The sequence below is a fragment of the Vibrio sp. SCSIO 43137 genome, assembly GCF_028201475.1.
Lineage (GTDB): Bacteria > Pseudomonadota > Gammaproteobacteria > Enterobacterales > Vibrionaceae > Vibrio.
The window spans coordinates 1,265,051-1,286,355 of record NZ_CP116383.1 but is presented as its reverse complement, the minus strand read 5'-3'; the positions used below and the strand labels follow the sequence as shown (position 1 = coordinate 1,286,355).

At 43.4% G+C, this 21,305-nt stretch carries 18 protein-coding genes and 1 pseudogene; 7 read left to right on the top strand and 12 right to left on the bottom strand.

Annotated elements, in window-relative coordinates; translation table 11 throughout:
- The first annotated feature begins 126 nt into the window (after positions 1-126).
- Complete coding sequence (locus PK654_RS06050) at positions 127-597, top strand: AraC family transcriptional regulator (protein WP_271698301.1); 471 nt, start codon at positions 127-129, stop codon at positions 595-597.
- A gap of 23 nt (positions 598-620) precedes the next feature.
- Here the strand turns inward: PK654_RS06050 and PK654_RS06045 are convergent, their stop codons facing one another.
- On the bottom strand, positions 621-1,385 hold the full coding sequence (locus tag PK654_RS06045) for a GNAT family N-acetyltransferase (protein WP_271698300.1): 765 nt from the start codon (positions 1,383-1,385) through the stop codon (positions 621-623).
- Between the two features lie 342 nt (positions 1,386-1,727).
- On the opposite strand from PK654_RS06045, the pseudogene PK654_RS06040 reads away from it, so the two are divergent.
- Positions 1,728-3,347: pseudogene (locus PK654_RS06040) on the top strand (ATP-binding cassette domain-containing protein).
- Between the two features lie 61 nt (positions 3,348-3,408).
- A complete protein-coding gene (locus tag PK654_RS06035; protein ID WP_271698299.1) occupies positions 3,409-4,287 on the top strand; it encodes a sensor domain-containing diguanylate cyclase in 879 nt (292 codons plus the stop codon).
- A 1-nt stretch (position 4,288) separates the two neighbouring features.
- Here the strand turns inward: PK654_RS06035 and PK654_RS06030 are convergent, their stop codons facing one another.
- Both PK654_RS06030 and PK654_RS06025 read right to left on the bottom strand, forming a co-directional pair.
- Positions 4,289-4,810, bottom strand: coding sequence for a rhodanese-like domain-containing protein (locus tag PK654_RS06030; protein ID WP_271698298.1), 522 nt, complete (start codon positions 4,808-4,810; stop codon positions 4,289-4,291).
- A 1-nt stretch (position 4,811) separates the two neighbouring features.
- Positions 4,812-5,270, bottom strand: a complete 459-nt coding sequence (locus tag PK654_RS06025; protein ID WP_271698297.1) for a MauE/DoxX family redox-associated membrane protein — start codon at positions 5,268-5,270, stop codon at positions 4,812-4,814.
- A gap of 505 nt (positions 5,271-5,775) precedes the next feature.
- On the opposite strand from PK654_RS06025, the gene PK654_RS06020 reads away from it, so the two are divergent.
- Entirely contained in the window at positions 5,776-7,182 is a 1,407-nt protein-coding gene (locus tag PK654_RS06020; protein ID WP_271698296.1) for a hypothetical protein, read from the top strand.
- 48 nt (positions 7,183-7,230) lie between these two features.
- On the opposite strand, the gene PK654_RS06015 is transcribed toward PK654_RS06020, so the two are convergent.
- On the bottom strand, positions 7,231-7,848 hold the full coding sequence (locus tag PK654_RS06015; protein WP_271698295.1) for a DsbA family protein: 618 nt from the start codon (positions 7,846-7,848) through the stop codon (positions 7,231-7,233).
- Positions 7,849-8,049: 201 nt separating this feature from the next.
- A complete protein-coding gene (gene mog / locus PK654_RS06010) occupies positions 8,050-8,583 on the bottom strand; it encodes a molybdopterin adenylyltransferase (RefSeq protein ID WP_271698294.1) in 534 nt (177 codons plus the stop codon).
- Between the two features lie 335 nt (positions 8,584-8,918).
- On the opposite strand from mog, the gene PK654_RS06005 reads away from it, so the two are divergent.
- From PK654_RS06005 to PK654_RS05995, 3 genes are all read left to right on the top strand, one after another.
- On the top strand, positions 8,919-10,919 hold the full coding sequence (locus PK654_RS06005; protein WP_271698293.1) for a methyl-accepting chemotaxis protein: 2,001 nt from the start codon (positions 8,919-8,921) through the stop codon (positions 10,917-10,919).
- A 167-nt stretch (positions 10,920-11,086) separates the two neighbouring features.
- Complete coding sequence (locus PK654_RS06000; protein ID WP_271698818.1) at positions 11,087-11,329, top strand: type II toxin-antitoxin system ParD family antitoxin; 243 nt, start codon at positions 11,087-11,089, stop codon at positions 11,327-11,329.
- Positions 11,322-11,606: a type II toxin-antitoxin system RelE/ParE family toxin gene (locus PK654_RS05995; RefSeq protein ID WP_271698292.1), complete on the top strand. Its 285-nt coding sequence runs from the start codon at positions 11,322-11,324 to the stop codon at positions 11,604-11,606. Before PK654_RS06000 ends, PK654_RS05995 begins: the two co-directional genes overlap by 8 nt.
- A 102-nt stretch (positions 11,607-11,708) precedes the next feature.
- Here PK654_RS05995 and PK654_RS05990 read toward each other — a convergent pair whose 3' ends face one another.
- The 7 genes from PK654_RS05990 to PK654_RS05960 all read right to left on the bottom strand — a co-directional run bounded on the left by PK654_RS05990 (position 11,709) and on the right by PK654_RS05960 (position 21,298).
- Positions 11,709-12,959 (bottom strand): DEAD/DEAH box helicase, encoded by a 1,251-nt coding sequence (locus PK654_RS05990; RefSeq protein ID WP_271698291.1) that lies wholly within the window; start codon positions 12,957-12,959, stop codon positions 11,709-11,711.
- A gap of 405 nt (positions 12,960-13,364) precedes the next feature.
- The gene (locus PK654_RS05985; protein ID WP_271698290.1) at positions 13,365-14,306 is read right to left on the bottom strand and encodes a sensor domain-containing diguanylate cyclase; all 942 of its coding nucleotides are present in this window, start codon (positions 14,304-14,306) and stop codon (positions 13,365-13,367) included.
- A gap of 87 nt (positions 14,307-14,393) precedes the next feature.
- Positions 14,394-16,883 carry a bifunctional diguanylate cyclase/phosphodiesterase gene (locus PK654_RS05980; RefSeq protein ID WP_443088729.1) on the bottom strand — a complete coding sequence of 830 codons (2,490 nt, stop codon included), beginning with the start codon at positions 16,881-16,883 and terminating at the stop codon, positions 14,394-14,396.
- Positions 16,884-17,722: 839 nt separating this feature from the next.
- On the bottom strand, positions 17,723-18,124 hold the full coding sequence (locus tag PK654_RS05975) for a hypothetical protein (protein WP_271698288.1): 402 nt from the start codon (positions 18,122-18,124) through the stop codon (positions 17,723-17,725).
- A 141-nt stretch (positions 18,125-18,265) separates the two neighbouring features.
- A complete protein-coding gene (locus tag PK654_RS05970) occupies positions 18,266-19,156 on the bottom strand; it encodes a YeeE/YedE thiosulfate transporter family protein (protein ID WP_333909658.1) in 891 nt (296 codons plus the stop codon).
- Positions 19,157-19,659: 503 nt separating this feature from the next.
- On the bottom strand, positions 19,660-20,850 hold the full coding sequence (locus PK654_RS05965; RefSeq protein WP_271698287.1) for a phosphorylase family protein: 1,191 nt from the start codon (positions 20,848-20,850) through the stop codon (positions 19,660-19,662).
- Positions 20,843-21,298, bottom strand: coding sequence for a hypothetical protein (locus tag PK654_RS05960; RefSeq protein WP_271698286.1), 456 nt, complete (start codon positions 21,296-21,298; stop codon positions 20,843-20,845). Before PK654_RS05960 ends, PK654_RS05965 begins: the two co-directional genes overlap by 8 nt.
- Positions 21,299-21,305: the final 7 nt, after the last annotated feature.

Below are 21,305 nucleotides of genomic sequence, written 5' to 3'. Positions count from 1 at the left end.
AAACAAAGAACTACAACAAATTAATTCCTCTCTTGGTTTGTTAACATACAAGGTCTTATGCATGGTTTATGCATATAATTAAAATAACAAAAGAAAAACCAATAACACTCACAAGAGGTGAACGTGGTGAAAACACAGACATTAGAACCTTTCAAAATTGCCTATATACGTTTAACCGGCCCTTATGGAGAAGGGATCCCACAAGCCATGGAGAAAATTGGTGAATGGGCGAAGAGTCACGATATTCCCGATGCTAACCGGGTACATATCTTCCACGATGACCCTGATGTAACGCCGGCAGAAGCGTGCCGCGCAGATATTGGTATGATGGTGCCGGAAGACGTTGAAACCCCACACGATATCGCACTGCAGGAGATCCCGGCGGGCGAATATGCCACACTGCGTAAAATTGTTACTGAGTTCTCCCAATATGGTGAGATGTGGCAAAACCTGATGGAACAAATCGAAGCCTCTGATTCCCATATGGGTGACGGTCCCTGCTTTGAGCTTTACCACACCTGTGATGAACAGGCCACGGATGTCAGTGTTTATATATCTCTCTGTAACGACCAAAGCAGCCAGAAACAACAGGCGTAAAAACAAGCAGGTTTCTGCATACATTATTCAGGTGAAGAGTAGCCTGTTGTTTTCGCCACTAACTTAAAGCCGTGCTTTTCTACGATTGGACGACTCATTTCAGAGGCATCGATAATCAGATATTGCTTGCCTCTCTCCTTCGCTTCTGCGATGCGTTTATTCAGTAACAGAGAGTAATACCCTCTGCCACGATACTCCTCAACCGTACTGCCACCCCAGATGCCGGCAAAAGGGCTATTACCGTTAAAAGTCAGCCATGCCGACGTAACCGGCTTACCATCAACATAAACTACATAAATGGAAACCGCCTGCGGTGAGTGGATTTTCAGCTTTAGCAGATAGTTGTACTGCCACTCCAGATCACCACCCCACACCTGCTGCTGAACATCAATAGCATCGCGAATACCTTTACTGTCTGTCGCCTCTGTCAGCGCAAACTCATTAAATGTTCTTTCCTCAGCGGTGGCTAAATCCAGAACCATAAAAGATTCTGTCTCTTCCTGAGTAAAGCCTTTTGCCAACAAGAGATCTCCCATGTTTTCCGGCAGATCTGTTGAGTAAGTTTTCCACTCAAACTTCAGGCCTCTCTGCTTAAAGTAGTCCACTTGCTGCGCTATACGCTGTTCTGCCACTTGCTCACTAAAGCTGAAAAAAGAAATATAACTTCCATAAGTATCGTCGCAGACAAACTTAACCAGCTCCGCCTCGCAAACCTGCTCACCATTAAAGGCGTTCAGTTCCTTACGCTCAAACAGGTTATAGTCATGCATTATTTTCGCTATATTCATACCTTTCCTTACCGGGATTAAAACCTTTTTATATTAAGTAACTTACGCCAACAAATATTTAAAATCTTGCCTTTATGGCAAGCCTGTCGCTATACTCTGCCCATCACTTCTGCCGGAGATTACGCCAAGATGAACAACTAAACCTGTTATCCATATCAAATCATTATTTTTTGGATCTACAGGGTTAGTAGGCGTAGCTCACTATCTGAACTCTCGTTGCAATAACCGTTTACGGCAAATTATCTATTACTCTTCTGCCAAGGGAAGATTATAAATTGTCGGACGTTTATCATTAAGCCAGCATGAATAGCTACGGCTGCCCCTGCATAACAGGAGGCAACTATGCCCGTATTTATCGCCAGCAATATTGGCTACCAGTTTAACAACGGCCAACAGCTTTTCCTTGATATTTCTTGCTCAATGAACAAGCAACGGGTAGGCCTGACAGGCCGTAACGGCAGCGGAAAAAGTCTGCTTTCATCGCTCTTGTGTGGGGAGACTCAGCCCACCAGCGGCTCAGTCACCCCACCCGCCAGCTATGGTCTGTTTAATCAGCACGGTGCCCAAACCGTCAGCCCAAACTGCAGCATTGCCCGTTATCTCGGAAAGGAACACCAGCTCTATGCACTGAGGCAGATAGCGCTTGGTAGTTGTGATGAAAAGTGGTTTGAGCAAGTAAATGATCAATGGCAACTGGAAAGCCAGCTAAAACAGCAACTGGAGCAGATGAACCTGCCACCGAACCCAGAGTTAAACTGTACCTTTCTTAGCGGAGGGCAATTTGCCTGCCTGCAATTATGGAAACTATTTGAAAGTGACGTCGATCTGTTGCTACTTGATGAACCGTCTAATCATCTGGACAGCGACGCCAGACAGTGGTTAATCGACCGTATTCAGGCATACAAAGGTGCCATTCTTTTAATCAGCCACGACAGAGCGCTGCTGCGTCAGATGGAAGAGATTTGGGAACTGTCGGCACTAGGCTTGAAAGTATACGTCGGTAACTACGATATGTATTCAATGCAAAAGCAGGCGGAGCAGAACGCTGTAGAGAGACAACTGGTCAGCATCAACAAACAGAAAAAACAGTTAGAGCAACAGACTCAAAAAAGCAGGGAAAGAGCAGAACAGCGCGCCTCTCAGGGCAGCAAACAAAGAAAGTCCGGTAGCCAGCCAAAAATACTGACAGACGGTAAAAAGCAAAGCGCGGAAAATCGCGCCGCCAACCGTAACAAAAACGATCAGCTCAGAAAAAGCCATTTACAGCAGAAAGAACAGGCTCTCAGGCAGAGGCATCAACAACTAAAACGCCAGTCACTACATTTAGCCAGCGGAGAAAGTTCCAGCAGAAAAACCATTTCAATGCTGAACGGGGTGCTTTGCTTCGGCAGTCAGGCTCCGCTGACTTTCCAGTTACGCAATAATGAGAAAGTCCACCTGACCGGAAGCAATGGCAGTGGTAAATCTACACTGCTAAAAACTCTGACAGGCGATCTGGCTTTGCTTCAGGGTGAACTCACAGTAAACACCCCCGTTTACTATCTTGAACAACACTTTTCCGTTGTATGCCAACATTACTCCCTGCTGGAAAATATGATGCAGCACTGCTAGGATATGCCGGAGAAAGAAGCCCGAACCCTGCTGGCAGGCATAGGTTTTCGCAGTGACCATGTTTCCCGCCTTGGCGGACAGCTTAATGGCGGCGAGAAAATGAAACTGGCAATGCTGATTGCCAGCCATCAGCCGGACTACCCTTTGCTGCTACTGGATGAGCCTGACAACCATCTGGATTTGCAGTCAAAGCAGATATTGGCTGAAGCACTTAGAAACTACCCGTCCGGTTTTGTTTTGATAAGCCATGATGAGGAGTTTGCCATTGAGTCAGCTGTGGCACGAGAAATCCGTCTAGATTCCTGCGTTTATGCCCCTGATCCACAAACCCTAAGGGACAAGATTGACTAACTCATCAATAGTGCTATTACTTCAGTAAACGCTAAGATATAAGCTCCAATGAGGCTCAAAGATGACTAAACTCCAAAGAGCGGAAGATAAGTTTATTCTTCTGTTTGAGAACTCCCCTATCGGCATGGCGATGGTAAGCCATGATACCGGCGATTTTCTGGAGGTAAATGATGCGCTGTTAAGCTATGTCGGCTATACGCGCAGTGAGTTTTTGGCCATGAGTTTCTGGGATATTACGCCCCGCAAGTATGACTTTCAGGAACAGACACAGATGGAGGAGCTGAATCAGACCGGTCGTTTTGGCCCAAACGAGAAAGAGTATATCCGTAAAGATGGTTCCCTTGTGCCGATCCGCTTATCCGGATTTAAAATGCTGGATATTGATGGCCGTGAAGTTGTCTGGGGCGTGATTGAAGATATCAGTACTGAAAAGTCGCTGGAAGCGGAGCGGGAAAAGCTACGCAGAATGAGTATTACTGACCACCTGACCGGACTGAACAACCGGCAAAAGCTGGAAGAAGTACTACTAGACGCTGTCAGAGAACAGCATCAATCGCCATTCTGCGTTATCTTACTCGATATGGATCACTTTAAACTGATCAATGACTCATTCGGTCACTCTGCGGGAGATTATGCGCTGGTTGAAGTGGCCAATATTCTCAAAAGCCATGCCAGAGAGACTGATATTACCGGACGCTGGGGTGGTGAAGAATTTCTCATTATCTGCCCGGATACTAACGCTGATGAAGCCGGACTATTGGCAGAAAAAGTGCGTTATGCCATAGAACAAACCACTTTCACTAAAGCGGGAAACACCTCCGCCAGCTTCGGTGTAAGCCAGCTAACGGAGGGAGATAGCTCTTCTTCACTACTCAACCGGGCAGATAAAGCCATGTATCAGGCTAAACGCAAAGGAAGAAACCAAGTTATTTTCCTTTAAATTAACCGCCCTGCTCCACATCATAACCGGCGCCTTTCCACGCAAAAATACCGCCCGGATGTCTTAGAACATTGGTGTACCCCAACTTCACAGCCCACTGAGCACCATTGTGACTACGGGTACATTTCACAAAGCCACAGTAGATAACAATCTTTTTATTCAGATCATCGCCCAGCAGAGCTTTATAAGCTTCAATATCCTTGCCGTTGGTTTCTGCTGAATCCCATTCAGTCATTTCAGGAATAGGGAACAGAAACTGCTTTGCTCCGGGAATATGGTTCTTCTTGTAGCTGTCTTCGTACGGCATAGTATCGACGATGATCATATCTTCGTTGGCGGCAATACTGTCCTGCAACTCTTTAGTACTAATCAACTGATAACCACCACGGCTAACCTCACGGGCAAGTTTAATCCCGGACGCCTCAGTAGCCACTTCTTTTTCAAACTGCGAAGCGCCACCAAAATAAACAGCTGCGCCGGCAATAACGGCCACACAAGCCAGCCCTAAAACCACTTTTTTCATTTTAATACTCCGATTTTTCTAGTTGTAACCTAAACCAATAACTGAGTGCCAACGGCACCATACAGGCTATATATTTGACCAGTTCAATGCGCAGATTAGAGAACGCCTGATACTTAGGATCGTCTTCAGGCAGGCAGCCGCAGTCGATATCCAGACCGATTGCCACCCCATAACCGGCAACAATGGAAAAACAGATCAGTAGCGTCAATGCAAGCAAAATACCTTCCGTACGGCCAAGCAAAACCATCACTCCGGCGACCGTTCCCGATACCAGCAAAACAGCGGTAAAAACAGGCTCAAAAAACTCCGGTACTAATCCATAGGCTGAAACAATTGTGACGGAAGAGCGGAATTGAAAAGCACTATGAAGAGAGGTAACCAGAAACAGGCCGCCGACAATAAAGCGGACGACAAAGTCCCCCCACTTGAGAAACGGATTTGAAAATACTGCGTTGTTCAAAAAGCAACCTTATTGTCAGTTGTGACGTTTTACAGCCACAAGTTAATCAACATACGCGCAATACCAACATATTTCTCCCGGTAGCCTTATGATATTTCTCAAAGTTTTGTGGTATCTCATCGCTGAGAGCCGTCTTAAAACATGGCTCACAGTGCTAAGGCTATTACCATCATAAATGTTCTGAAGAGTTCACTTAATCTGTTGATAAATATAAAAATAGTATGTTCTCAGCCTTAAAATGTCACCTTACAAGATCTAACGAAATCAAAACTTGAGGAAACAGACAAATTCTGTAATCAGATGTAAGGGTATGTAAGGGTGGGATCTGACCGCGACAATACGTGCGTAAGTGCTTTAATCTTTATTATGGTTGCGTGTAAAACACTCACTGGCAACCGCTGACCGATGACAGTCCTTCCTCACTCTTACAAAGGCTTACACACACGATAAAGTCCTTTTTATATAATTGAGTTCCTTGTTAATAATCGCGCGAGAAACTAAGCAAATGCAACGTAATGTATACCCACTTCTCTTGTCATTGCCACTTTTTCTGATAGGTTGCGGAGGTGAAGGAAACTCATCTTCTTCCCAACTGACTTCAAGCATTGATGCTTCAAGTCCAACCTCCGTGGCTAAATTGGGTAATAACTACTCGTTGTCCTTAGCAGTAGCCTCAATCAAGCCACTTTCTGATAGCAATTTTAATGTTGATACCACAGTTTTTAGTGAACCAAGACTGGGCGCGGGTTCCTTTGCGAAAGTTCACGGCATAGTTGGGCGTAACTACAAAACTCTAACTGATGCTGAGATTACCTTCTCTGTTACAGCAACAACTAATGATGGAAAATCGTACCCAGTTACAAGCTATAACCTTTACTATGAGAATTTCGCTTCTACAACTACACCTGCGGGACTTGCTATCGCGAAAGTTGAAAATAATATCAATAACGTAATTCTTTGGGCAAACATCGACTCACTCACTATCAATAAAAATTTTGTGAATCTAAATAACGGTAAAACTTACTCAATAGACCAACAACGGCCAATGAACCTGTATGTCCGTATTGCCGACAAGCTGAGTAATGGTATTCAAATTTTACCAACAACGCCTGATTCTGTTACCTATTCAGCCGTTGATACAAGCGGTATGGATTGTTCAGCCATTTCTCTAACAACAGGCACGTTAAACACAAAAGGTATAAAGCACCAAACGTGTGTCGAAGCCCATGGCTATAAAATTCCATTGTTAATTGAAGATAAGGATCAAGGGGGTTCGGAAGCGAAAGTTGCGCACGTTAAAAAAGTGATGAAATACTATCTAGATAACTTCTCTACTGAAGTTACTAAAGCCATTTTCGATAGCAAAGCTACTATGGCTTTCTTTTATGATGAACATTGGAGTGGCCGTACTGGCGGAGAGTATTTAAGTGAGGCATATCGTTTTCAAGACCTATTTGCGACAGAAACAACCACTACTGACGGTACAGAAAATAAGCCGGATTTAACAGGTAAACGAGATGCCGCTTTTGAAGAAATCATACATTTTGTGCATGACTACGGAATCATGCACTTAGCGATTACTAATCCATCTTCAAAATGGGCACAATTGCAAAAAGAGCTCGATCAACTCAATGAAAAAGCGCTTAGATCAGGAAACTATTACCCTAATGGTAAAAACGCTAATATTGTGAGCGCCGATCTTGATGCCGAGTCTTATGATCAAGAATACCTAGCATATTCGCTCTATGCTTATTACGACTTAAACTACAAAACCTATACAGCTCAAGAATTGAAATCGGCCACTTATATACAGCTACAAGCGAATGACCCAGAAGTGGTCTCATTCATGAATAAGTACTTCCCTAGCCGGGCAGACGTTAAAGCAAAGTTCCCCGGTTATCCAAACAATTAAAACAACAAACCCACAGCCCCCAATAGTTGGCCAACCAATTATTGGGGGCTAAATCAACGCCCTAATCTGAGACAAGGTTACCCCGGGGTCTTCATAGTTAACCGGTAACTCTGTAATGCCCTGTTTTGAGCGGATGAACAGTGAAGGAAAGCTGTTTCCGCCGATGTTACGGGCAAACTGAAGCTCCTCAAGAAGTTCAGATTGAGTCTCCTCAGCCAGCAGATCGTCAGTAAACTGCTTGCTGTCCAGCCCTATTTTTTCTGCCACGCCGATCAGAGTTTCATTGTCACTCGGGTTCTTTGCTTCCAGATAGTAAGCATGCTGAATTCCGGCATACATGGCCTTTTCCGCATCTTGCTTTCGGGCCGCAATCACTGCCCTGCAAGCCGGATAGGTTGACCTTCTCGGCGTATTTTTGCTCCAGAATTCATAGTTAAACTCTGTACCAAGATAGGCTTCTATCCGTTTCCAGTAGGAGGCAATCAGGCTCTGTTGTTCAACCGGCATTGGTACATCAGAATCCGGAGCCAACCCACCCAGCAAATAAACAATCTCCACTTCTTCTTGAAGAGCGGTTTCAATCTGCTTCCAGACAGGCTTATACCCCCAGCACCAGGCGCACATAGGATCATATACATAATAAAGAATGGTTTTTTCAAAAGTCATAGATCACCGCTTACGTTTCTCTGCCGAACAGCTTATCTGAATCAATAATAGAACAGTATACCCACCGGAAGGACACAATGACCAACCCTTCATACGATAATAAAAACAAAATTAATCCACAGTTATGTAGATAAAACACAAAAGCGGCAAATTTATTGCCGCTTTTGGTTTATTCTGAGCTTGAATAAAAACTAAATGCTGCTATTTCTGCTTAGGACGAAAAGGCTTAATCACCTCTTCATTACACTCAAGAAACGGGCCTTCCATCAAGTCAATGCAGTAGGGAATAGCCGGAAATACAGCGTCCAGACATTCACGGATAGATTTAGGCTTACCGGGCAGGTTTACGATCAGTGAATCGTTACGAAGGCCTGCCGTCTGGCGTGACAGAATCGCCGTCGGAACAAATTTAAGAGACTCAGCACGCATCAGCTCACCAAAACCAGGCATCATGCGGTCACAAACGGCTTCCGTTGCTTCAGGAGTAACATCGCGCTTAGCCGGACCAGTGCCACCTGTGGTTACAATCAGGCTGCAATCCTGCTCATCGGCCATCTTGATCAGGGTGGCTTCAATAACATCCTGCTCGTCCGGGATCACTTCATAAACCGGTTCCCACTCCGAAACCAGATACTCATTCAAAGTTTCAATAATGGCCTTACCAGAAATGTCTTCATACACACCAGCGCTTGCACGGTCACTTACCGTCACAATCCCGATTTTCGCTTTTGTCATTTGTTAATCCTTTGGCTAACTACTTGTTGAGTGGCAAGTGTAAAGAAATAACCGGGAAGGATAAACCTTGCAACAAGAAAAACAGGCATTACGCCTCAGACTACAAATACACAATACTGACCTATCCAAATCAACTCACCAGCTAAGACATCACTTGCATAACATTTGCTTACATATATTTGTTTTACACAAACATAGAAAGAAATTACGGTGACAAAGCAATGTTACAGAAAAGGCTTCAATTGCCTGATTTATAAAAACTTTATTTTAAAAAACCACTGTAACAAAAAACAACAAACACATTTCACATGCCACTATGTTTACTGAGGTTATTTATGAAGATCAACTGGTTATACGATACAAAAGTTGGAACAAAACTGGCTATTGCTTTCGTTATGTTAATATTTTTCATTGCTTTCTCTACCGCAGTCGCCTTAATCAACACCAACGAAATGAGCAAAAACGTTGAGCATGCTGACAATCTCAACAGAATAGTGAAACATATTAAAGACGTCAGAATTGCCGAAAAGAACTTTGTTATCCACGAAGATAAGCAATACATTCAGACCATTGATGACCTGTTAGTTTCGGTCGAAAAACTCGCGGTAGAAGTTGCCAACACCGGCCTTTACGAGGAAACCGTGTTGTTAGGCATTGTTAAAGACTCTGACGAATACAGTGAAACACTAGAAAAGTACCTAGAAGGAATGGGACGCATAAACGGCTTAAATGAGCAGATGCGTACTGCTGCGCAAAATGCCGAAGCCGCATTGGTTTTAGTCAGGCAGTCACAAAAAGAGAGTTTGCTGCATCAGATTAATGAGCAACAAACATCAAATACCTATGAGGCAGTAACCAATATCTACCAGTCGGTTAATAGTGCTGATGATGCCAACCGTCTGATTAAGATGCTCTACGAAGCTCGTCAGGCTGAAAAGAACCTGATAATCATGGATGACTTCAGCTATGTTGAGCAGGTAAACGAGCTTGTTGCTTCGATCAATGTACTAATGAAAGAGACCTTCTATTACCCTGATGAAAATGTAGAAAAGGCCGTTCAGGCTATGCAGGAGTACCAAGCAGCATTCAACCAGTATGTTTCAACCGTAAAGGAAAATAAGGCAACCGGAACCTTGTTGCTTGAAAACGCTGACCAGATCCAAAGCTCTGCAGAGTCTATCCGTGCTACAGCCAAACAGATGCTGGAAACAAACAGCAAAGAGCTTACTGTCACCAATACTTCAATTGCCGCAATAGCGGTGATATTCGGTTGTATCATCTCTTTTGTTATGACCCGTATCATTGTTCCACCTCTGCAACTGGCCGTTGAGACCATGAATCAAATCGCTCAGGGCAAACTAAGTGTCAACATAGAGAACAACCGCAAAGACGAACTGGGGCAACTCTTATCGGCAATGGGAGGCATGTCAGAGCGTCTCGGCGCAATGATTGGCGAGATCAGTGACAATATATCGGTGATCGCCAGCTCTTCTGAAGAGCTTTCAGTCCTTACCGATCAGACATCACAACGGGTATCGACACAAAAACAAGATGTTGAGCAAGTTGCCACAGCCATGACAGAAATGAGCGCATCGGCTCATGAAGTCTCCACCAAAGCAGAACTCACCCTTGAGTCCGCCAACTTAGTCAGCTCTGAAACCTTTAAAGGCAACGAGCTGGTCTCCGATACGGTTGACGGCATGAGTACACTGGCTCAGACCATCAATGAGTCTGAGCACGTCATCATGTCAGTAAAAGAGGACAGTGAAAATATCGTCTCAATTTTGGATGTGATTAAAAACATCTCAGAACAAACCAACCTGTTGGCGTTAAACGCGGCCATTGAGGCTGCCAGAGCGGGGGAACACGGCAGAGGCTTTGCCGTTGTTGCCGATGAAGTGCGCTCACTGGCACAGAAAACCCAGAACTCTACCGTCGAAATCGAGAAGATGATCGATAGCCTGACCAACAGTGCAGATTCTGCAGTCGAGCGGATGCATCAAAGTAAAGTTCAGGTCGAAGAGATGGTAGAAAAAACAGAGAATGTGAAATGTACTCTGGATTCCATCTCCGGTGAAATAACCAATATCACAGAGATGAATGCTCAGGTGGCTCAGGCTGTGAAAGAGCAAGGTGATGTGGCTGAGGATGTGAGTGCCAGAACCAACACCATCCAAAATGTGGCCGACCAAACCTCAGAATCCTCTCTTCAGACTCTGGAGGCAAGTAAAGAGCTTGCCAGAGTCGGTGAAAACTTACGTGTCCTCAGTGACGCGTTTGACCGCGGAGATAACAAGGCAGTTTCACTGCAAGCCGGAATAAAAACAGAGTCATAAAAGTTACAAGAGAGCCAGAAATCTGGCTCTCTTTATGCCTCGCTGCCATGCTTCGGCGTGGTTGTGTGATCCACATGAGTTACCCGAAATTCCTGATACTCATCTCGAACAATCGGTATATGCATGCTATGATCATTTGTGTGAATAGTTAACACAGAGTAAAGATGATGCGTAGAACAACGAGTGTAACAATTGGAGAGTCTTTAGATGGTTTTGTTGATCGTATGGTAAAAAGTGGCCGTTACGGTTCAACTAGCGAAGTAATGCGTAGTGCTTTGCGCCTATTGGAGCAAAAAGAAAATCAGTTAGACTTACTTCGCCGGGCTATCGATGAGGGAGATGCGAGCGGAGAAAGTTCATTGTCTCTCAAAGAAATAGCTGCCCAGCGCAAGGCCAAATTAAATGTATAAGCTATCTCAAAAAGCTGCTGAAGATTTTGGCAATATCTACGAGTATACCTTTCTCAATTTTGGTGAAGATCAGGCGGATAAGTATACTGACGAACTCGAGTCAGTACTTAAAACCATATCAGAGGCACCTTTTATTGGTCGTGTTTGTGATGATATGAAAGCGGGGATTCGTCGACACGAACACCACAAACACTCTATTTTTTATCGAATCAGAAAAGTGGATATTTTTATAGTTAGGATTTTGCACCAGCAGATGAATCCTATGCTGTATTTGTAAATTACCATAGCCATAATGCAAAGCCGCAGTTGCAGCGAAGCGGGAAAAGTCATTGCATTTTATCTACCTATAACCCGCTAGCCCTCTCCCACCAGCTATACTCTACTGCTTACGCTTTTTCTTCTTTTTACCTGTACCGGCAGGTTTGGCACGTGGTTTCGCTGGTGCAAAGTAGGCTTCGCTTTGATCGTCTTCCACTTCAAAGCCCTCAACCTGCTCTCGCTCAAGCCGGAACTTATTTTTCTTCTCAATCACTTTAAAGTGGTGATAGTCATCGTAATCAATAAGCGATAACCCAAGGCCGACTTCGCCAGCACGACCACTACGTCCGATTCGGTGCATATAGTCAGCAGGGCTGCGTGGAAGGTCAAAGTTAATCACCACAGGTAGTTTTTCTATATCAAGACCACGAGCCGCGATATCGGTAGCAATAAGTACCTGAATCTCACCAGACTTAAATCCGTCAAGCACACGAGTACGGGCGCCCTGCCCCTTGTCACCATGGAAAACCTCAGCAGTGATACCACGTTTCGACAGTTTTTGAGCGAGGTGGTTACAGGCATTCTTGGCATTTACAAAAATCAGCGTCTGTCGCCACTGGTGCTGTTTAATCAGGTGCGCCAGTACTGCGCTCTTCTCGCCTTTATTTACACTAAATACACGTTGTACCAAGGTACTGGCTTCCGCACTCTGTAGCTGAACTTCTACAGGATCGTGTAGCAAGCCCTTAGCCAGACTCGTCACTTTTTCAGGGAAAGTGGCAGAAAACAGCAATGTCTGTTTATTCTCAGGTAGCAGTGCCAGAATCTTATTAAGTTCTTCGGTAAACCCAAGGCTTAACATGCGATCAGCTTCATCGAGAACCAATGTTTTTACCTGATTCAATTTGATAGCGTTACTGGACACCAGATCCAACAAACGGCCCGGCGTTGCAACAACAACGTCACTACCACCACGAAGCGCCTGCATTTGAGGGTTCACCGATACGCCACCAAACACCGCAACGGTTTTGATCTTATCTCTCAGATGGTACGAGTATGACTTAACGTTGTAAGCCACCTGTGATGCCAGCTCACGGGTCGGAACCAAAATCAGATGAGACACATAATTACCGCGGCGTTTAGGCGATGCCTCTTGCAGGTAGACCTTTTGCAGGATCGGCAACGCAAAAGCAGCCGTCTTACCAGAACCGGTATTAGCACCACCAATAATATCCCGCCCCTCAAGTACATGAGGAATAGTATGGGATTGAATTGGCGTCGGCTGGCTATATTCCAGAGACTCTAGTCGTTCAACTAAGGTTGGAATCAATCCAAGATCGGTAAAGGTCACTTGCTGTGTATTATCTGTCATTACGATGAGTGGCTCAGTGCTAAGTAAAGGCCGTGCATCTTATGCTATTTTCCGCAAAGATGTTAGTAATAATGGACTCAACAAAGTATTAGCCGGAGGCGGAATATTAAGTTAGCCCCTCGTTACCACGCTCTGCGTGGTAATGCATACCTGACTTAGAAATGATACGCATACTTCACATCGCATATCTCTTTCTCCCCTTTTTTCATTTCGCTGCCATGCTCCTGCGCGGCAGTGTATACGTTGGCAAAAAATCACTCCCCCTCTTTTAAATGAGCAATAAACAGCCGTAGTGGCACCATTGAGGGGTATTCCTTAGAGAAGTAGATGTACATGGCGGGTAAAGAGGCCAGATGCTCAGTCAGAAGTTCGCCAACTGACAATGACTGAGTTTAACTAAGAGGATTATCTGGCGTGGTGAATTACTTGATTTTTTCCATTCTTTTTGCCTTTATACATAGCAATATCAGCGTGGCTAAGCAACACTTTGCCTAAATAGCTGACCGTGTGATCATCTCCAGCTTGTTTTATAAAGGTTGAAACACCGACGCTTACCCTAACGGCGACTTTATCCCAAACCTGTTGCTCAATGCTTTTTCTTATACGCTCAGCTACCTCAATGCTGTCATCAACGTCGGTGTTCGGCAGCAATATAACAAACTCTTCACCACCATAACGGGCGCAAATATCACCGCCTCTGGTCGATTCTAAAATCACCTTGGCTACGCCATTTAAAATGCCATCTCCGTATAGGTGACCATGATTGTCATTAATTTTTTTGAAATCATCGATATCGATCATAATCAGAGAGAGCGGCTCTTGCCGGCGGATAGCAAGATGCAACATATTCGACAGCTCTTCAAACAAGAAATAACGATTGTATAAAGAGGTAAGCTCATCGTGGTAAGACTTAAACTCAGCGTTCTTTAAGCTGGTTACATCGTTATGAGCGCCAAGCATACGCACCGCTTTGCCATTCTCATCACGGATAGCGATACCCCGGCAGCGAATCCACACCGTTGAACCATCGCGGTGTTTATAACGAACAATTTGATCATAAGGGAACTGAGGGTCGTCGCAGTGCAGTTGGAAGTTTTCTATGGCAATTTTTAAATCATCCTGATTAATAATGTCCTGCCATTCTGAAGACAAATGCTTCTTGTCTTTAGGATCGTAACCTAACACTTCCCAAAAGCGTGGGCTCATCCATTCATCCACCGGGTTTTCCAGATTCCAGTACCATATCCCGTCAAGTGAACCTGATATCAAAAATTCGAAAATGCTGTCACTGTTCTTAACAAGAGAATACAACTCTTGTTTTAAGTAATGTTCATTTTGCTCTTTCATATAATCAATTAACTCAAATAATCACTTTCTGCATGCGGATTAAAAACGGCATACTTTCCCAAAGAAAAACCAAACCGGTTGAATTTGCTATGTCGCTTTATCCAGCTCGACTGACCAATCCTGATAAGGTACAGGGCGACTATAATAGAAGCCCTGCCCGAGCGGGCAATTAAGTTCAACCAGCAGTTGTTGCTGCTCTTCTACCTCGATGCCTTCTGCAATTATCTCAACCTGCTGATTTTTAGTGATATTGACGATGGCAGCAATAATAGAACTCTCAAGCTCTTCCCTATTAAGCTTAGCGACAAAAGCGCGGTCGATTTTCAGACAGTCAAATGGCAGATCGTTCAGGTAAGCCAGCGAACTATAACCGGTACCAAAATCATCAATGGCAATCTGAATGCCTAACTCTTTAATCGCATTCATATTTTTAATGATCACAGCATCATTATTGACGATTTGAGACTCGGTGATTTCTAACGTCAGGTTGTTGGCCGGCAGTTGAGACTCATCAAGAATACGTTTGATTTGATTCGGCAGTTCATCTTGCGCCAGCTGTTTAACCGACAGGTTAACGTGCATATGGAATGAGGTATCCCATTTGCCGTCGCTAATGCCCTGCATGGTGTCAAAACAGGCCTGCCTTAGAATAAGCTCACCAATGGAACCTATCAGGCCACTCTCTTCCGCAATCGGGATAAACTCTATAGGAGGGATCAAACTTGAGTTGGCAGACTGCCAGCGGGCTAACGCTTCTGCCCCGACAACCTTGCCAGTTTTAAGCTCAACAATCGGCTGATAAAAAGGTACAAATTCGTTTCGCTCAATGGCGTCACGAATCTTAGTCTGCATCAGGGTTTTATTGCGGGAAGCGTCTGCCATTTCCGGCAGATAATGGCTGATCAATGTCGGATCTTTCTTAGCATTACTTAATGCAATGCTGCCATTTCTCAGACATAACCTCATACTTTGGAAGGCCTGAACCTTAACAATTCCGATAGCAACACTCACCACAATATTCTCGCCATTAACTGAAAACGGAAAGGCAAATAATTGAGTAATTCTATTCACATACTGATCTAAATGACTTTTGTTCTTTAAATCAGGGAAGTAAATAGCAAACTCATCGCCACCCGTTCTCGCCATATAACAGTTGACCGGAAACAGCACAATCAGTTTGTTAGCAATATCCGACAGCAGCAAATCGCCTTGAGTATGCCCCAGACTGTCATTAACATCCCTGAACCTGTTAATGCCAATGGAGATCAAACTGCCTTCCAGTTTAGGAAGAGCATCACAAGTCTTAATCAAACCTTCGCGGCTATATAGCTTGGTCAATGAATCATATACAAGCTGAGTCCGCAGCTTTTCAAAGGAGGCCTGAAGGTTTTTGGCCATTTCATTAAAGCCATCTACCAGCATAGTGGTTTCATAAATATGCCCCGGCTTAGGCAATACTGTGTCCCAGTTACCACCGGCCAGATGCTTAGCGGCGTCGGCAGTTGAAGTGATAGGTCTTACAACGTAACTCAACACCACAAAACCGACACTGATACCAAACAGGCTCACCAGTAAACCAATAAGCCAGCCATCCCTTTGGCTTTGGGAAAGTTCCCCAACAAGGTTATGCTCGGAGACCATCACAACAATAAACCAGCGCAAACCGTACTCGTCAGAGAAAGGGGTCATCTGATTAAAATAACGCTCACCCTCTACGGTAGAGATAAACTGCATCGAAGCCGTTTGATTTTCTAAACCACCGTCGGGTAAATGGCCGGCGCTGGACTTGATTATTGAATTACTGCTGTCAACGGCCAGAATGCGTTCTGCTTCACCATCTGCAACAAAAGGGCTGCTACCTGCAGAGTTAGCAATAATGCGCCCGCTTTCATCAACAATATAAATAGTAGCGTTTGAGGTTTGCTGCTGCTTCTGCAAAAAAGCATTAAAACTGTTGATCTTCACATCGGTAACTACTACCCCCTGAAACGTGCCTTTATTAAGGACAGGCACAAGAGCCGACATGGTGATCTCTTTTTTCTCGTCATTATTTACATAAACGGAGGACCACTGCAGCTGCTTGTTGTCAGCCACCGGGGTATACCACGGGCGTTTTCGTGGATCATAGTTGTCAATAACGGTTCGGGTGTCATCACTAATGCTATCGTTGCGATACACGATCAACTTATTGTCGGTGCGCGAGTCCTGCACTATCAGGGTGAGGTCTTGATTATCCTCTTTCCTGAAGCCGATAAAATCACCGTTCTCACTGCCAAAGCCCATTGCATCCAATTGCGGCCTTGCCCTAAACGGCTGAGATAGATAACTATGAAGTTGCTGCTGAATGGATTTGGTATTCTCAGCGCTATAAAGCTGATTAAAACCAATAATCTGGCTTAAAGTTATGCTGGCGTCAAACGGGTTTGAAAGAAAATTATTCAGCTTAGAAGAAACTATAGTAGTTAAAACCGATAGCTGCTTGTTACTTATATTACTTACCGCATTTTCGTAAGCATTATGATGGACAACAGTAATCGCCCCGACAGTAATAACAAAAATCACTAATAGCGGGAGCATCACTGCGCTTCTTAAGGTTATTTGATAACTCGTTAACATTTAACCATTTTCTCTTACTTAACAGCCTGCTTTACTGCTTGAACGATCGTTTAAATCTAGCACTTAACTATTGAACATATCAATAAAATAAGATTATTTCATTACATTTATTGTTTGGCTTTGTAACAAAACAATAAGAACCAGTTGACAAAGTGCCAAAAGTAAAAAGTCCGAAATTCCTCCCCTGAACAAAGGCAATATCCGCTATGGCAAAGGAAAGCGATAATTCAGGCTGAGCGACCAAGAGTAATAAACCTTTTATGCCGATGATTGCTTAACTAACTATAGTAAAGCTGCAAAGAAAGATCCCAGAACTTAACGTATTTATTGGGACAGGTACTTTAAACTCAGTCATCCTCAAGTATCCCCCGCTTTCATGCTCTGCGTGGCAATACATACGGTGGGGTGAAAGTTCTGAGCCATGCATCCCACTCCCCCTCGTTGCCATGCTTCGCGTGGCAATGCATACCGTAATCTGAAGTTACACCTTGAGTTACCAGTTATAATCACGTCGGATATAAGCTTTGTTTTGAATATCGGGAGAGACTAGGCAACAAAAGAGCACCTAAGCAAAAACTGACCAAATGCCCAAGCTTCGGCAGGTGATGCTCACTAAAAATCACATCCAGAGTAAATGCAGGCAAAATGGTAAGGCTCAACACCGCAATGGCAATTTTGCTTCTTACTTCTCTTTTCAGGTACATCACTAACCCGACAGCAGCGACAGCTAAAATTGCTTGAGATCCTCAGGTACCTAAATTCCATGGTTCAGGAACAGTAAATACAACTATCTACAGATTTTAGAATGGAACACCAATCTCGGATATTTTCTCTCTGGCAAACGCCCGCTCTACTGATTTTACAGTTTCATAACTATTACCCTCGAGCTGTGCGCTTTGAATACCGTACTTACTTGTTCTTTTACCGGTAATCCAACCTTCGACTGGTACTTTTAAGCACCACCCTCCTGTGCCTTCATCAATCATAGGACCGCTGGCACGTCCATATGCGAAGAAACTGTTTTGATACTTCAAAATCAAAACATCATCTTCTTTTATCTTGTCAATTTGGCCTCGTTGCGTACAGTTTTGATGCATATAATAAGCAGAACCAATTATACAGCGTCTCAAATTATCGTCGTCGTAATCACTTCCTGGCTCACCGATGCTACAAATATAATACTTAGACATGTTACCTTTCATGTTATGTCATTGATTTGAAAGTATCTTCCCTCTCAGGAATAAGCAATGCAACACATAACTCTTATTCTGTGGCCACAAGTGGTTTTTTCTGGAATCTGATAGAACAAAACTAACTATAAATAGGCCTTAAGAAACAAAGACCTACCGCCTAACCAACCCACCAATATAAATCCCAAGAACAATAGCGATAACAGCAAGGGCACCAGACGGCGATAAAGCGGGTAAAGCTACCAAGAGTTGAGTGTCATTCCCACCACCTGCCAGCACAGCTCCAAGCCCCATTAGTATTCCGGCAAACAGATGCTGAACGTACTGTTTAAGGTTACCGGTTTCTGCTTTAAATGATCGGATGATTATTGCAGCCAATAACATTCCAAAGATCAAAAAGAAGATGAGAAGGAAGCGTTCAAACTTCGGCCAGCTATCGTCCGTGCCGTTCCAGATTGAAAGGCTGATCCCTTTTAACAGCCCGCTTGGTGTCCAGTGGGGTTCATATATAAAAACCGCTCCGGCCATCAAACCAATTCCAAGCATCGAAAGCCATAGCTTTCGATTTTCTGCGTTTAACTTATAGATGATAAGAAGCAAGAATACAGAAATCAGCACCAATACCGTGTACTGGGTGCGTGAAGATACTTCAAGTGCTTCGCGGGTTGTATTGATGTCCAAGGCAGAAAAAGCAACCCAAGCAGTCAGCCAGCCACAAATGATTGCGAGCATGACGAAGTGCCCCCGTGCCAAACGGCTAATGGTCGATACGCCGCAACCACTGTTAAATGCCGCTCCTAAACCAAACAGAAGTCCGCCAAACAATACATGCCAGCTTGGGTAATAGGCTGATGTGTCGACAGTGCCACTTAACTCGCCGAATAAAGCAAACGCAAACCAAGAGAGCGTACCACTGAATACGAAAGCTAACAGAAACATAGGTTTACCTGCCACCGTCTCTTTTACGCCACGAACCATACACAAGCCCGTAGATTGCGCTAAATAATCCAGTAGAGCGATAAGAACGAGTGACACATAAAGCATAAGCAGATCCCGCAAGCGGATTACTTATTTAACTATAGTAAAGCTGCCTGAAAAGTTCCGAGCGACCATACAAGCCAAGCAAAACAAGCATTGCACCTAAGCCTATGTTTTTATGCCCTGTTTCGGTACCGGCAAAATCCGGTGTCGGGATTGAGACCTTCGGGTGGTGATTAAACAAATTGCCTACGGAGGCCGCCATGGCTGATTTAAACTAACACCTAACCCCAAACACAGACAAAGATTACCTGCCCTCACTAGCTCGCGACTATCTAATAAAACTGCACGCCACCAGCACAGACAACAACCAAGACAAACTGCACTACGTACTGCTCTATCTGCATGAACTGATTGCGTTTGATGAGAAGGTTAATGGGGATTGATTTTGAGTTTGGAGGGAGAGCCCGTTTGGGCTCTCTTATCTCGATTGGATATAATTTAACTAGCTGCTCGTTTTACAACAAGCCGTAATATATCAATGCGTCGCCATAGAACCTCAAGTGTTGCTACTTATCACTTCTCAAAACAAACTCTACAAAATCTGAACATAATTTTCCGCATATCTCTGAACAGTAGCTATGATAGCTATCGCCCTTTTGTTCATTGCCAAAATCACATACTGATTTAAATCCAATAAAATCGGGATTAACGTTTGACTGTGTACAGGCAGCATATACGCCAAAAATTTCCATCTCAATACCAATCAACTTTCTATGCTGCTCTTTTAACTCTGTTACTTTGTCCGAATTAGAAATGACAGAAGAGCCAGAAACCATTGGTCCAAAATGGCATATAGGCTTGCTCTCGGGTCTTTTATTGTCGGTGTTTCTCCACAACTCATCTAAAATAGAACTATCTAACATCTGTTCAAATCTCCCAGCCATTTTTTGATTAATAGCTATCTGATAAGGCTCAATTGCAAAGCTATCTCCCTTCCATTTACCAGTTTGCCACTCCCATGAGGGGTTAGCTACTATGATATCTCCTAGCTCAACCTCGCCTTCTATACCAGCGCAAATACCAGGCATTAATACATAACGTGGCCTAATTTCATTTACAACCCTAGATGTTGTGATAGCACTGCTAACTAGCCCCATTCTAGGCAATATAACGATCGCAACTTTTTTCGTTTCATCATTTATCAATAATGAACTAACTCGAATATTAATATCTTCTAGCCCTGATACTTCCTGCCTAGACCAATTAAAACGACCATCATTGAGAATTGGACTTGCTTCTTCATCTAATGCAACGATAACCAATACGTCATAATTATAATCAAGCTGTCTATTTGCTTTTTCTATAGTCTCATACTGGTACTTTACAATATCAACTATATTACCGGTTCCATCGTGAAAGTGTAGTGTAACGCCAAGTTCCTTTAATGAATCTGAGTATTCTCTTTCTAAATCAGAATGCTGGGTAATCGCTAATATCTTTTTGGGAGACTTGAACCAATCAAACTCATTAATTTCCTGTACTAAGTTTGCACCTTCATTAGGATATGGTTCTTCATTGTCATACCGAGGAAGGGCTAGATCAATGAAAGCTAGGTCGTAAATTTTTTTTGAGAATGCTTTTTGTGCTGATGATTTTGATTTTGCTATGTCAACACTATTTCTAATACTCTCTGGTAGACCAGATAATATTGCTGAAATTTTTTCTTCACTATCATCTACTATTATTATTTTAATCATTTTCTAACTCTTTAATTGAATCTATTAATTGATTTTTCCATGCATCCGAAACAACATTAAAATGTACAAGATCATAAAATGTCTCCTCAAATTCATCTTTTAATTCATTTTGAATTTGATCTAAATCTATTTCTTGATTTCCAACAGGAATAGTTTCATATTGGGTTATCACAATCACTTTATTACTTAGGTCGAAAAAGTCCATATTTCTTAATATCTCGATCCCACCAAATCCCTGTGGTCGACCACCAGATGAACCATCTAGATCGTAGGTAGGAAGAGACATATCTAATAATACAATATAATCCTCTTCTAAATTTTCTAATAACACGACAGCAGAATTCACAGATTTAGCACATTTAAATACTGCATCTTCAAAAGCGTCAGTGATACAGTCAATTATTTTATTGTTTTTATAATCATCATCTTCAATAATAAGAAATTTCATTATAAAC